General features: G+C 61.2%; 11 protein-coding genes. 4 read left to right on the top strand and 7 right to left on the bottom strand.

What is annotated here, in order from left to right:
- Both FHX09_RS15715 and FHX09_RS15710 read left to right on the top strand, forming a co-directional pair.
- Positions 1-903 carry a LysR family transcriptional regulator gene (locus FHX09_RS15715; protein WP_132590769.1) on the top strand — a complete coding sequence of 301 codons (903 nt, stop codon included), beginning with the start codon at positions 1-3 and terminating at the stop codon, positions 901-903.
- Positions 904-1,067: 164 nt separating this feature from the next.
- The gene (locus FHX09_RS15710; RefSeq protein ID WP_183720528.1) at positions 1,068-2,162 is read left to right on the top strand and encodes an AbrB family transcriptional regulator; all 1,095 of its coding nucleotides are present in this window, start codon (positions 1,068-1,070) and stop codon (positions 2,160-2,162) included.
- On the opposite strand, the gene FHX09_RS15705 is transcribed toward FHX09_RS15710, so the two are convergent.
- Complete coding sequence (locus FHX09_RS15705; RefSeq protein WP_132590765.1) at positions 2,122-3,009, bottom strand: AraC family transcriptional regulator; 888 nt, start codon at positions 3,007-3,009, stop codon at positions 2,122-2,124. The two genes, FHX09_RS15710 and FHX09_RS15705, sit on opposite strands and share 41 nt — an antisense overlap.
- 33 nt (positions 3,010-3,042) lie before the next feature.
- Here FHX09_RS15705 and FHX09_RS15700 point away from each other — a divergent pair, with 33 nt between their 5' ends.
- Positions 3,043-3,450 carry a DUF2000 family protein gene (locus tag FHX09_RS15700; protein WP_132590763.1) on the top strand — a complete coding sequence of 136 codons (408 nt, stop codon included), beginning with the start codon at positions 3,043-3,045 and terminating at the stop codon, positions 3,448-3,450.
- Between the two features lie 50 nt (positions 3,451-3,500).
- Here the strand turns inward: FHX09_RS15700 and FHX09_RS15695 are convergent, their stop codons facing one another.
- The 4 genes from FHX09_RS15695 to FHX09_RS15680 form a co-directional block, all read right to left on the bottom strand.
- On the bottom strand, positions 3,501-4,166 hold the full coding sequence (locus FHX09_RS15695) for an OmpA family protein (RefSeq protein WP_037084427.1): 666 nt from the start codon (positions 4,164-4,166) through the stop codon (positions 3,501-3,503).
- Positions 4,167-4,360: 194 nt separating this feature from the next.
- Complete coding sequence (locus FHX09_RS15690; protein WP_132590761.1) at positions 4,361-5,356, bottom strand: flagellin; 996 nt, start codon at positions 5,354-5,356, stop codon at positions 4,361-4,363.
- A 247-nt stretch (positions 5,357-5,603) separates the two neighbouring features.
- Complete coding sequence (locus FHX09_RS15685; RefSeq protein WP_183720430.1) at positions 5,604-8,759, bottom strand: efflux RND transporter permease subunit; 3,156 nt, start codon at positions 8,757-8,759, stop codon at positions 5,604-5,606.
- Positions 8,756-9,922 (bottom strand): efflux RND transporter periplasmic adaptor subunit, encoded by a 1,167-nt coding sequence (locus FHX09_RS15680; RefSeq protein WP_007802239.1) that lies wholly within the window; start codon positions 9,920-9,922, stop codon positions 8,756-8,758. The genes FHX09_RS15685 and FHX09_RS15680 overlap by 4 nt, the downstream gene beginning before the upstream one ends.
- Before the next feature lie 408 nt (positions 9,923-10,330).
- Here FHX09_RS15680 and FHX09_RS15675 point away from each other — a divergent pair, with 408 nt between their 5' ends.
- Complete coding sequence (locus tag FHX09_RS15675; protein ID WP_184450356.1) at positions 10,331-12,811, top strand: UvrD-helicase domain-containing protein; 2,481 nt, start codon at positions 10,331-10,333, stop codon at positions 12,809-12,811.
- Between the two features lie 102 nt (positions 12,812-12,913).
- Here FHX09_RS15675 and FHX09_RS15670 read toward each other — a convergent pair whose 3' ends face one another.
- Complete coding sequence (locus tag FHX09_RS15670) at positions 12,914-13,261, bottom strand: hypothetical protein (RefSeq protein WP_007802244.1); 348 nt, start codon at positions 13,259-13,261, stop codon at positions 12,914-12,916.
- Positions 13,262-13,350: 89 nt separating this feature from the next.
- Positions 13,351-13,752: a DUF488 family protein gene (locus FHX09_RS15665; protein ID WP_007802246.1), complete on the bottom strand. Its 402-nt coding sequence runs from the start codon at positions 13,750-13,752 to the stop codon at positions 13,351-13,353.
- Positions 13,753-13,846: the final 94 nt, after the last annotated feature.

Here is a 13,846-nt window from a genome sequence, read left to right as displayed (position 1 = left end):
ATGAGCCGACAAGACATCAATCGCTCCGGCGAAATGGAAGTCTTCGTACGCGCCGTCGAGCTCGGCGGCTTCACGCCCGCGGCCCGCGCCTGCCGCATGACGCCATCTGCAGTCAGCAAGCTTGTAGCGCGGCTTGAGGCACGCCTCGGCGCTCGCCTCGTCAATCGTTCGACCCGCAAGCTGCATCTAACGCCGGAAGGCTCCGCCTTTTACGAGCGCAGCGTTTCTATTCTTGCAGACATAGCGGAGGCCGAACGCTACGCCTCCGCCGGCGAACAGGCCGTGGGTCCCATTCGCATTAACACGAGCGCCTCCTTCGGCCATCATATCCTTGCGCCGCTCGTCTCCGAGTTTCTGGCGCTCAATCCCGCCGTCACTCTCGATATCTCGCATACAGACGCCATCGTCGACCTCGTAGAGGATCGAGCCGATGTCGCGATCCGCGCCGGACCGCTGAAGAGTTCCAGTCTCATTGCGCGCAAGCTCGGCGTCACCCGGAAAGTCATCGTGGCGTCGCCGACCTATCTGAAGCGCGCCGGCGAGCCGAAATCTGTTGCGGACCTGAAACATCACCGCCGCATCGGCTTTTCTTATGCGCGCAGCGTCCAGGGCTGGCCCCTTCGCCAGGACGGAGAAACCGTCGCGTTGCCGATCTCACCCGGCGTGCAGGTGGGCGACGGCGAAGCGATGCGGTATATGGCACTGTCAGGCGCAGGCCTAGTCCGCCTCGCCACCTTCACAGTTCGCGCCGATATCGAGGCCGGGCGGCTGGTCCCGGTTCTCGAGGAGATCAACCCCGGTGATATCGAGGAATTTTACGCCGTCTATATCGGCCAGGGCGGTCCGTTGCCGGCCCGCGTGCGAGCGCTGCTCGACTTCCTGGCCGAGCGCGTCAGCCTCTAACGCTGCGAGATCTATAGGATTTCGCAATTGACCCCTTCCCCGGCTCGCGCCTATATCGGCGCATTGCCCTCCGGTCTCTCCGGGCCGCCTCTTTTGCCAGCCAGTGCTGCTCCCTTGCTTCGCCTGATCGCGGTTCCAGCATTGGCAAGACATGCATGGGAATCATGCCGTTGTACGACGCCAGCCGCTTCCTTCGATACGCCAGCCTGCCGCGGTGGACACTCTTGCTCAGCATCTCGACCCTGCTTGTCGTCGGGCTCGAAATGCTTGGCCTGCCGGCCTCACTCCTTATCGGCCCGATGGTGGCGGCAATTATCCTTGCTCTCTCCATCGGCCAGGGATCACTTCGGGTCCCGCGCTGGCCGCTCCTCTTCGGACAGGCGCTCGTCGGATTTCTCATGGCGCGCGCCATCACCGTCGATATCCTGAAGACGATGGCGACCGACGCACCGCTCTTTCTCGCGATGATCCTTGCCGTCATCGTCGCGGCGGCCGGCCTTGGCTGGCTGCTGACACGCTGGCAGGTCTTACCGGGAACGACGGCGGTTTGGGGTTCCTCGCCCGGCGCGGCTTCCGCGATGGTTATCATGTCCGAAGCCTACGGCGCCGATGCCCGTCTCGTCGCTTTCATGCAGTATCTGCGTGTGGTCTTCGTCGCCGTGGCCGCTTCGGTGGTCTCCCGCCTATGGGTTGCCGCAGACGGTGGCGAACCGGCGGCAATCATCCTCTTCCCACCGGTCGACTGGCAGGCCCTTGCCGCGACTGTCACCCTGACCTGCCTGTCTGCCTATGTTGCTGTCCGTTTTCGTATCCAAGGCGGCACAATCACCGTGCCGTTGGTGCTCGGTTCGCTGCTGCAAGGCTTCGGTCTGCTGACGATCGAGCTTCCGTTATGGCTTCTGGCGATCAGCTATGCCCTGATCGGCTGGAACATCGGTTTGCGCTTCACCCGCGGCATTGTCATGCACGCCGCCCGCGCCCTTCCCCGCGTCGCTGCCTCCATCCTTTTGCTGATGTCGATCTGTGGCTGCATGGCCTTTGCCTTGCACAAATTCGCAGGCGTCGATCCGCTCACAGCCTATCTTGCAACCAGCCCCGGCGGCGCCGATTCCGTCGCCATCATCGCCGCATCGAGCGATGTCGACGTGCCCTTCGTGATGGCCATGCAAACCGGCCGCTTCCTAGTGATCCTGTTTACCGGCCCAATGCTGGCACGCTTTATCGCGCGCCGCTCCGGTCTTGCAGAGAAACCTGTCTGAGGCTCGCCCATTGGCCAGGCGTCATGCCGTAGGCCTTCTTGAAGTGCCGGGTCAAATGGCTCTGGTCTGCAAATCCGGTCGCGGCAGCAACATCCGAAAGTCCTGCACCCGCCCCGATCATGGCACGCGCATACTGCAGGCGCCGCATGAGGAGATAGCGATGCGGGCTGGTTGCAAAGGCAGCCCTGAAATGCCGCGCGAGGGAAAAGCGGTCGAGGCCGGTAACAACCTCCAACTCGCCCGACCGCACAGTCTCTGTCGCATGCGCTTCGAGATAGTCCCGCGCCAATCTTGCGCGCTGCCACGCCACGCTTCCGAGCGGCCGCTGTGGTGTCCTTGCATGCTTCGCAAGTCCACCGGCAACACGCGAAACGAAGTCGTCGACGAACAGCTCATCGAGCTCGCGATCCAGTTCGCCAAGCGCTGCGAGCAACGTGCCGGCTAGGATGGGATCCCAGATCACCGGTTCATCGACGAATGGCAGCCCGATCTTCTCCTCGTCTAGGCATTCGAGCAGCAACGCCGGTTCCAGATAGAGCATGCGATATTGCAGCCCGTCATCGGTACCCGCACCACCATCATGCTCTTCATCAGGGTGGAGCACGAGCACCTGTCCTGGCATGCTGAAGCGCCGCTCTCCGCGATAGGAAAAAGTCTGCACACCTTTGATCGTGACGCCAAGCGCATAGGTATCGTGGCGATGGGGCTCGAAGGCATTGCCTGAAAATTGCGCCTCGATCCTCTCGATGCCGGGAAAAGCCGGCGCAGTCACGATCCCATCTGCGCTGCGTTCCGTGCACAAACGTTCAAGACCCTCGAAGGCATGACTGTTTACATCCTGGTCCAACGCGACTTTCGAACCCGCATGAAAGAGACTGGAATGTTTGATACCAAAATTGCGATCGTCCTGCGAAACAATCTTGCATCCTGGCAGAAGCTGAACGTGACCGCCTTCCTGATGAGCGGCATTGCCGGACAGAACCCCGAGATCATCGGCGAGGCCTACAAGGATCGCGCCGGCAATCTTTACCATCCGCTCTCCATCCAGCCGATCATCGTTCTATCGGCCGAGGGCGAGACTCTGTCGACGATCCACCGCCGCTCTTTGGAGCGCGGCGTGACCTCTTCATTGTTCATCGAGGAGATGTTCGCAACCGGCCACGACACCGCCAACCGAGCCGTCTTTGCTGAATATGCACCTGACGATGCCAAGGTCGTCGGCATCGCCATCCGAGCCGAGAAGAAGATTGTCGACAAGATCACCAAAGGCGCGACGATGCACCAATAACGAAAACGGCCGGGCGCTGGCCCGGCCGCTTCTCACGACTGCAATGTCGGTCAGCTCTGGGTGACAGGCGCGATCTGGATTTCGACGCGGCGGTTCTGGGCGCGGCCGGCTTCCGTGGCGTTCGAAGCGATTGGCTGCGATGGGCCGAAGCCAACGGCCGAAACACGGCGCGGATCGATGCCCTGGGTGCCGAGATAGTCGGCAACCGACATCGCGCGGCGCTGCGACAGATCCTGATTGTGCTGCAGGCTGCCGGTGGAATCGGTGTGACCGTTCACGTCGATCAGCGTGCGGTTGAACTTGCGCAAGACGATCGCGACAGAGTTCAGCGTCGGATAGAAGCCAGCCTTCACGGCATCCTGGTCGACATCGAACGTGATATTGGACGGCATGTTCAGGATAATGTTGTCACCGCGGCGGGTGACCGAGATGCCGGTTCCCTGGAGCTGGGCGCGCAGTTCGGATTCCTGCTGATCCATATAATTGCCGATCGCACCACCCGCGAGCGCGCCGACGCCGGCACCGATCAGCGCAGCGTTGCGACGTCCAACCGGCGAGCCGCCGACAGCCAGGCCAGCAAGCGCGCCAACGCCGGCACCCAGCAGTGCCCCGCCTGACGTGTTCGACATCTTCTGCTCGCCCGTATAGGGGTCGGTCGTGGTGCAAGCACTAAGGTAAGTTGCGGCAACAGACAAAAGTATGAATTTCTTGATCATGGACAGGTGTGTCTCCAGTTCGGTGTTGATGCGACCAGTATTAAGGATTGCGGCAACAAGATGAAGCAGGCGCTTCAGATGCTGGAAATCGGGCAAAATGCACAGCGACTGCGGATCGCAAGCCACAGTGACAGGCTGAGTGGCCGTGTCGCCCGTCGGATTGCGCGCGACACGTCCTTTATCAAGCCGACCTGTTAGAAGTTCTGGAAGAGCTGGCGAACTTTGTCATAGCTGGCGTTAGCGATGTTCAGCGACTGCAAGCCAAGCTGCTCCTGCGTTTGCAGGGCCCGCAGCCGGCTCGACTGCTCCTCCATGTCGGCATCGATCAGCCGGCTGATGCCGCGGGCGTAGGAATCGTCCAACGACTGCGCGAAATCGCCCTGGATGCCGATACGCTTTTCGAGTGCGCCAAAGGCCGAGCCGACCGTCGTCATCTGGTTCAGCATCATGTCGACGACGGTGATCATCTCCTTCACCTGCGCCTGGGTCGTAGTGCTTGAAACCCCAATCTCGACCTGCCCTGCCGTGTTGCCGGCGCCCTTCAGCATCACATAGTTTTGCGAAGCACCGGCCTCGGTGGCAAAATACTGCGACGTGAGAGCGCCGTATTCCCCCGATCCCGTCGTGCGATCATCGATCAGATAGCGCGCATCCTTTGAGCTTGTCGCCCCAACTGGTGCCAGGTCGACCTCATAGCTCAGCGTGTCGATTTTGACGCTTCCGTCAGAATAACGGATGAAGGACGAAGGGATCTGCCTGGGTTTCGACGGATCCGAGGAATCGTCGATCGCCACCCAGTTGTCGCCGTTGAAGGTCGCCGACTGCGCGACGGACCGCAATTGATCCTTCAGATGAGCGATGTCTGTATTGATCTTGTCCTTGTTGACGCCGGACTCGGTTGCCGCGACCAGCTTTGCCTTGATCTCACTGACGAGATCGATCGCGTTGTCGACGGCGTTGTAGGCCGTGCCCATGGTCGCGGCCGCGAGGCCAAGGGCATCGCGTATTGCCGACTGGGCTTTCTGATCGGTTTTCAGCGTCGAACTGATCGCCCAGTAGGCGCCATTGTCGGACGCTTTTTCCACTCTGAGGCCGGTGGACACCTGCCTCTGGGTCTTGGTCATATCGCGACCGATGTCACGCAAAACATAAAGGGCGGCATCCACCGAAGTGCGCCGATAAATGCTCAAGGTACTGTACTCCGAACACAACAATACGCTGATACACACAAACCGCACCGCGAACGCTCATGTCCGGGGGCGCCCCACACCGGCGCCGGAGCAGCCCCCCGAAACGCTGGAGGACCTATCGGTTTCTGCTCGCATGATTGCCGCTCATGCTTAAAAAACATCTAAGGTTCAGAGGAAATTCATCCAATCCTACAAATTTTCATAAACTATAAGTCGCAGCGTTTGCCGGCCAGGGCAGCGGGCTTCCTTACTCCGCCGCCTCCAGCCGCCCTGGCTTGGTGGCAGGGCGCGGACGCGAGGCCTGCGCCATTTCTTCGTGGAGGCGCTCCTCTTCGTGAGCATGCGGCTTCGCAAAGCGGGCGATGAGCAGGTAGGCGACCGGCGTGATGTAAAGTGTCACGAGCGTCGCAAAGCCGAGCCCCCCGACAATTACCCAGCCGAGCGCAATACGCGCTTCCGCGCCGGCGCCATGCGCAAAGACCAGCGGAACGCCGCCGAGGATCGTCGCGATCATGGTCATCATCACAGGGCGCAGGCGCAGCGCACACGCCTTCTCGATCGCCGTGCGCACATCTTCGCCGCGATCGCGCAGCTGGTTGGCGAATTCGACGATCAGAATGCCGTTCTTCGCCATCACTCCCACAAGCAGCACAAGGCCGATCTGGCTATAGATGTTGAGGCTCGACCCGGTAATGATCAGCGCGAAGACGGCGCACGCGAGCCCCAGCGGCACCGTCGACATGATGATGACAGACGAAAGCACGCTCTCGAACTGAGCGGCTAAAACCAGGAAGATGATGACGATGGCAAAGCCGAAGGTCAGCGCCATTCCGCTCGAGTTTTCTTCCAGCGTCGCGGCCTCAGCAAGAGGGACGAGACGAGCGCCAGCCGGCAGGACCGATTTCGAGATCTCGGTCACTTCCTTGACCGCATCTCCGAGTGAGAGACCGTTCTTCAAGCCAGCGGTGATTGCCACCGACGCAAGTTGCTGTTCGCGGTTCAGCTGCGGCGCGACGGAACTCTCTGTCAGCGCGGCAATCACCGACATCGGCACGATCTTGCCGTCGCCGGTCTTGAGGAAGACGTTCTCGAGGTCCGTCGGATCGTCCAGCGGCCGCGTGTTCGATGTGAGCAACACAGGATAGGATTCACCCTTCACGAAGACATCGACGACCGAACGCCCCTCGAGCAACGACTGCATGGCTGTCGAAAGGCCGGTGATATCGATGCCGAGATCGGAGGCACGCTCGCGGTCAATCGTGACAGAAACCTGCGCCTGTGTCGGCTCGTTGGTCAGTCGCGGCGTATCATAGTGTCCCGTGGCATCGAGCGCGTGGACCAGGTCGGCAGCCGCAGCCGTCAGAGCCTCATGGTCGTTGCCGACCAGTGCCATCTGCAGCCCGCTGCCGGCGCCACGGATACGCAGGCTGTTGGACTGGATGGCATTGCCACGCAGCGCCGGCACCCTGGCAGCCGTCTTGTTGATATCGGCAACGATTTCGGCCTGCGTGCGGTGACGCTCACCCCATGGGGCCAGCGTCAGCACCATGAAGCCGCTGTTGACCTGTCCGCCCTGTCCCGAGATGGAAAAGACGTTGCGGATATCGCCACTGTCGACGAGCGGCTGAAGATATTCCTCGACCCGCTGCAGCTTGTCGCGCGTATATTCGAGGCTGGAACCCTGCGGCGTTGTCAGGCGCATCATCACCAGGGCCCGGTCTTCGCTCGGCGTCAACTCGCTCCGAACCGTTTGGAACGCGACAACAGCCGCTCCCGCGAAAAGAACGGATGCGACGATGATCACGAGCGGCGCATTCAGGCAGGCATGCAACGACCACCGGTAGGTATCAGCAAACCAGGTGCCGAAACGGCCGAGAAGTCCGTGGTCCTCGAGCATATCCTTCGTCAGTATCCGCGACGCCAGCATCGGACATAGAGTCAAGGCGACGATGGACGAGAGGCCGACCGAGAAAGCGAGCACGAAGCCGAATTCGCGGAAGAGCCCACCCACCTGCCCCGGCAGGAAGGAAAGCGGAATGAAAACCGCCGCAAGCGTCGCGGTCGTCGCGATCACAGCAAAGAACACCTCGCGCGTACCAAGCACGGCAGCCGCCCGCGGCCCCATGCCCTCCGATCGACGGCGTACGATATTTTCGAGAACGACGATCGCGTCGTCCACGACGAGACCAGTCGCCAGCACGATCGCAAGCAGCGTCAGGATATTGATCGAGAAGCCAACGAGATAGACGGCCGCGAGAGTTCCGATGAGGGCCACCGGCATGCTGATGGCAGGGATGATCGTCGCGCGCCAGTCCCTGAGGAAAAGGTAGATCACGCCGGTAACGATGACGACGGCCAGGATCAGCGCGAGCAAGACCTCATGGATCGCCCCCTGGATGAAGACGGCGTCATCGCTGGTAATAGCGATCCGCGTGCCCTCGGGAAGCGTCTTCGAAAGCTCGGCAACGGCGTCCTTGATGCCGTTCGAAATGTTCAGCGTATTCGACTGCGCCTGGCGGATAATGCCGAGGCCGATGCCGGGAACGCCGTTGGAGCGCAGGGCAGTCTGTCCGTCGCGCGGCCCAAGCGTGACGTTCGCCACATCGCCGAGTCGCACGTGGCTCTGCAGGACAACGTTGGAAAACTCTTCCGGCGTCTGCAGGCTTGCCATCGCACGCACGACGATCGTCTGCGTCGGGCTCTTCAACGATCCGGCCGGCATATCGAGGGCAGCGCTCGACAGCGCCTTCGTCAAATCACCAACCGTCAGCCCGCGACTGGCGAGTTCGCTCTGGTTGACGTCGACGCGGAAGACCTTCTCCTGGTCGCCATATGTCTCGACATCGGCAACGCCGTCGACGGAGGCGAGACGATCGATAACCTGGTTTTCGACGAGAAGGGTCAGGTCGTCCATGTTGAGCTTGGACGAGGTCACGGCAAGACGCATGATCGGCTGTGAATCGGAGTCGGCCTTGACGATCTGCGGCGCGTCCGCCTCCTCCGGTAGACGATCGGCGATACGGCCGATGGCATCACGCACGTCGTTCGCCGCAACGGCAAGGTCAACCGAGTCGGAAAATTCGAGCGTCACACGGCTCTGGCCGAACTGCGAGCTCGATGAAATCGACTTCAGGCCGCTGACGCGTGCCGCCGCCCCCTCGATGACCTTCGTCAATTCCTGATCGACCGTCTGTGGCGAAGCGCCGTCAAAGGTCGTGCGAACGGTGACGATAGGCCGGTCGACATCTGGCAGTTCGCGCACTTCGATCCCGGCATAGGCCGCGAGGCCGGCAACGATCATGAGTGTGTTGAATACCAGCGCAAGGATCGGGCGCCGGACAAACAGCGCGGTAAATGTCTGCTTGCCGGAAGCCGGCTTCTCCTGCATCTCGATCACGTTCATTGCGTGGCAGGCTCCGAGCTCGACGCGACTTCGCTTGCGACGCGCACTGCTCCGCCCTCAAGGACGCGCTGCAGCCCCTCGGTAACAATGGCGTCGCCGTCCTTCAGGTCGGCTTTGACAAGGATAAAGTCGGGATTGCGCTGCACGATGCTGACGCGAACCTTTTGGGACTTGCCGTCGACAACATGCCAGACGAAAGAGCCTTGGGAGTCCCACTGTACCGAAACGGGGTCCACCGCCGGATACTGATCACCCGCGAATTTCATACCGACATTGAAAGACATGCCGGCCCGCAATTCGTCGGACGCGTTGTCGATCCGCGCCCGCACGCGCAGTGTCCGGCTGGCGGCGTCGATGCGGTTGTCGATCGCCTCCACCACTCCCGAGAAAGCTCGCCCGGGCAGCGCAACAGAGGTCGCCTCCACCGGGTGACCTACGGTGATCGTGTTGGCAAAGCGTTCCGGTACCCAGTAGTCTACGAGAATCTCCGTCCGGTCGTCGAGCGTGGCGATCGGCGTTGTCGTCGAGACGTTATCACCGACATTGACAGCGATGATACCGACGATGCCATCGATGGGCGCGACGATGTTGCGGCGCTCGAGATTGAGCTCGGCGGCCTGCAGCTGCAGGCGTGCGCCCTGCTCAGCGATCTCTGCGTCGAAGACGTCCATGCGCGACACGCTGGACTTGATGTTGTGGTAGAGGCTGGATTTCTCGATGGCGCTCTTCAGCGCCACATCAGCCTGACCGCGAGCAATGACCTGCTCTTCGCTGTCGAGCTTCGCGAGAACCTGCCCCTTGGTGATCCTGTCACCCGACTTGATGAGGATGTCGCGGATCGTACCGCTCGCCTGCGGCATCACCACGACGGAGCGGATCGCATCCCCCGTGCCGATGGCGCTCAACCGATCATTGACGACGCCACGAACAACGGCTTGCGTGGCGACCAGAACGGGCGCATTGGCTCCGCCACCGCGGCGCCTTGATTGTCCCTCTGCGCTGACCACAGGCTGCGGTGCAGCTTCGCCGGGCGCCAACTTGGAAACCTCAGAAAAGCCGGCTTTGCGTAGCGTCTCGCCGGCCCCCGGCACAAAGTAAACCCATCCAGCAAAGCCGGCAGCAATCACGACAAGGCAAACTATAAACTGCTTCCAAAATGCCATTCACGTCTCCAGAGGGACTCGAGGCTCGTCCAGGGTCTATCGAAAGAGGCGTTCGCAGGACAAATTGCCGCGCGTCTGCGACAATATTGTCTCTTTGCTGATCACCGGCAAGCGAATTGGTCCGCATTACTGAATTGTAATATCAAGACTGAGTTACTGGTAAAACGTTCGCCACTCGTTTCCCGCACGCGTCGCAGCGTTTCTTCGCCGAGGACAAATAACGGTTTTGTTTTCTGACGTTTATGCGAGATGCCGTACCGTCTAGGATAAAACTTGCAGCACATCCGGCAATTCGTCGCCGTTGCGGCCCTCCCAGGCCGGATACAAGCTGAGGACAGCCGCCCGGACAGGAATGAAAGCAGAACATCTTTTCTGGTCTTTCCATCCCGAATCACTACATTACGCGCCATGAGCAATAGTTTCGACGATATCCCCTTCTTCGACGAAGAGCCGGATGAGCCGCCGCGCAAGCAGCCGGCCCCTGCCGCTCCGGCCGGAGGAGGGCTCGCCGCCCGCGCCATGGCCGCTCGCGATGGCGGCAAGCGCCCCGATTACCTTTCCGGCCTGAATCTGGAGCAGACCGAAGCTGTCGAAACACTCGAAGGTCCCGTTCTCGTGCTCGCGGGCGCTGGCACCGGCAAGACGCGCGTTCTGACGACGCGCATTGCCCACATCCTCAACACCGGCCGTGCATTCCCTTCACAGATCCTTGCCGTCACCTTCACCAACAAGGCTGCCCGCGAGATGAAGGAGCGTATTGCCGTGCTCGTCGGCGGCGCCGTCGAGGGCATGCCATGGCTCGGCACCTTCCACTCGATCGGCGTCAAGCTTCTACGCCGCCATGCCGAACTCGTCGGCCTGCGCTCCGATTTCACAATTCTCGATACCGACGACGTCGTTCGCCTGATCAAGCAACTCATCCAGGCGGAAGGCCTCGACGACAAGCGCTGGCCCGCCAAACAGTTTGCCGGCATGATCGACACCTGGAAGAACAAGGGCCTTGGCCCGAGCGACATCCCCGAGGGCGACGCGCGCGCCTTCGCCAATGGCAAGGGCCGCGAACTCTATATCGCCTACCAGCAAAGGCTTTCGACGCTGAACGCCTGCGATTTCGGCGACCTCCTGATGCACCCGATCGCGATCTTCCGTAAGAACCCTGATCTTCTCAAGGAGTATCACGGCCGCTTCCGCTACATCCTCGTCGACGAGTATCAGGACACCAACACCGCCCAGTACATGTGGCTGCGGCTGCTTGCGCAGCGCCCCAGGGGCGAACCGCAGAACGTTTGCTGCGTCGGCGACGACGACCAGTCGATCTACGGCTGGCGCGGCGCCGAGGTGGACAACATCCTGCGCTTCGAGAAGGATTTTCCGGGCGCCAAGGTCATCAAGCTGGAACGCAACTACCGCTCGACGGCACATATCCTTGGTGCGGCTGGCCATCTGATCGCTCACAACGAAGGTCGCCTCGGCAAGACACTCTTCACCGACCGGAGCGATCCCGAGGACATCAAAGTCCAGGTGCACGCCTCCTGGGATTCCGAAGTGGAAGCCAGGGAAATCGGTGAGGAAATCGAGCAGCTTCAGCGCGGCGATGCCAATGGCAAGCGGCATCTGCTGAACGACATGGCAATCCTCGTGCGCGCCTCCTTCCAGATGCGCGAATTCGAAGACCGTTTCGTGACGCTAGGCTTGAACTACCGCGTCATCGGCGGTCCGCGCTTCTACGAGCGCCTCGAAATCCGCGATGCCATGGCCTATTTCCGCCTCGTCGCACAGCCTGCCGACGACCTCGCCTTCGAGCGCATCATCAACACCCCGAAGCGCGGCCTCGGCGATACGACGGTACGCGCCCTTCACGATTACGCTCGCGCCCGCGATATCCCGATGCTGGCGGCAGCCGCCGACATGATCGAAACCGACGAGCTGAAGCCGAAGGCGCGCAAAGCCCTCTTCGACGTCGTTCAGTCGTTCCGCCGCTGGCAGGAAATGCTGGAGAACACGCCCCATACCGAGCTTGCCGAGCAGATCCTCGAAGAGTCGGGCTACACCGACATGTGGAAAAACGACAAGTCGGCAGACGCGCCAACCCGTCTTGAAAACCTGAAGGAACTCATCCGCTCGATGGAAAGCTTCGAGTCGATGCGCGGTTTTCTCGAGCACGTCTCGCTGGTGATGGACGCCGAGCAGAATGAAAATCTCGACGCCGTCTCGATCATGACCCTGCATTCGGCCAAGGGCTTGGAGTTCGACACCGTCTTTCTGCCGGGCTGGGAAGAAGGCCTGTTCCCGCACCAGCGTTCGCTCGATGAAAGCGGCCGCGCCGGTCTCGAAGAGGAACGCCGCCTCGCCTATGTCGGCATCACCCGCGCAAAGCGGCGCTGCCACATCTGGTTCGTCTCGAACCGACGCATCCACGGTCTGTGGCAATCGACGATCCCGTCGCGGTTCCTCGATGAACTGCCGGAAACGCATGTCGAAGTGGCGGAAGCCGAGCAGAGCTATGGCGGCTATGGCAGGGGCAGCTACGGTCAGTCCCGCTTCGACAAGGCCGATCCCTTCGCCAACGCCTATTCGACGCCGGGCTGGAAGCGTGCCCAGCAGAACAGGACGGACGCCACCCGCGACAACTGGGGCACCCGCTCCGGCCATGCCGTGGAGCGCATCGGCTACGGCGAAAGCGGCCCGCGCGGCCGCACCATCGACGGCGAGCTGGTAGCTAAATCCACGGCGACGGAACCCTCGAAGTTCAAGACCGGCGACCGCGTCTTCCACCTGAAATTCGGCAACGGCAATATCATCGAGATCGAGGGCAATAAGCTTACGATCGATTTTGACCGGGCTGGCCAGAAGAGAGTGCTCGATGGGTTTGTGGAGCGGGTTTCATAGGTTTCATATATCAGGACGGATTCACAAGAATCTCAATGTGATCGGCCTGCGGACATCGTGCAGCGTCGATGAGATCGAGACTATAAGACGGCAACATCCCGCTCACCCCAAGATCGGCATTGATCCCAGCCCCAGAATATCATTGAGCAATGCCAGCCCGATTCCGGCCGCGACGACCGCGATGCCGATCAGAAACAGCCGTCTGGCCCGATCGTATTTGGCAGCAATCAGCGAGTCCCGGGCCAGGAGGTCGGCGAAGACCTTGACCTGCAGGGCTATCCCCACCGTCAGCAGCAGCATCGGAAAGATGTCGATCCGGCTCCAGTCGTTTGGATTGGAGGCCCAGCGGCTGATGAAGCTCAAGGAAAAGCCGAGGATGATGCCGGCCGCCGTCAGCGAGCCGTTGCGGAACGTCGCGTCGATCTTCTCCTCTGGACCGGGCTCGGTCATGGCTTGGGCTCCGGGTAATCCCCTCGCACAGAAAGGCAGAAAATCCCGGAGTCAGCAAGGCCGCGGCTCATAGCAGGCCTACGAAGACGCTAGGCGCAGGCTTCCGCCGCAAACGTTGCGTTCCGCTCTTCAAGCAGGCGCCGCAACACGCTTCGATGGCATCGGCTCTCGTTCTCACAGTAGCAACCGATCGAAAAATGGCTTGCATGTGAAAGTGTGGCGAGCAGGTCGAGCACATGACTTGCCTCCGGCACGTTCATTTCCTTCCTGAAGCTGCGCACAAACATCGCCCATTCGGCATCCGTGGTCGCTGCCTTCGCTTGGGTCACCAGGGCCTGGCTCGGCGAAAGGATCGGCAGCCAGACGTCATAGTAGTTGCGGCTGGAGAATTCCTCCTTCGGTACGCCCCGCGGCGGTCGGCGGACGGTGCCGATGCGCACGCCCTCGCCTTCCGCCCGCGGCGACCCCAGTTGCACGACGCCAATAGCCATTCCGCCCCTCCATCAACCTGTCTACGCATCCAGCAGCAAGGAAGATCATCACGAGCATGACGAGGCAAAACTTGACCGTCGCCACTGTCGCCTG

This window comes from Rhizobium sp. BK538 (assembly GCF_014197575.1).
GTDB lineage: Bacteria > Pseudomonadota > Alphaproteobacteria > Rhizobiales > Rhizobiaceae > Rhizobium.
Note: the sequence above shows the minus strand (reverse complement) of the source record. Positions and strands in the feature narration are given on the sequence as shown.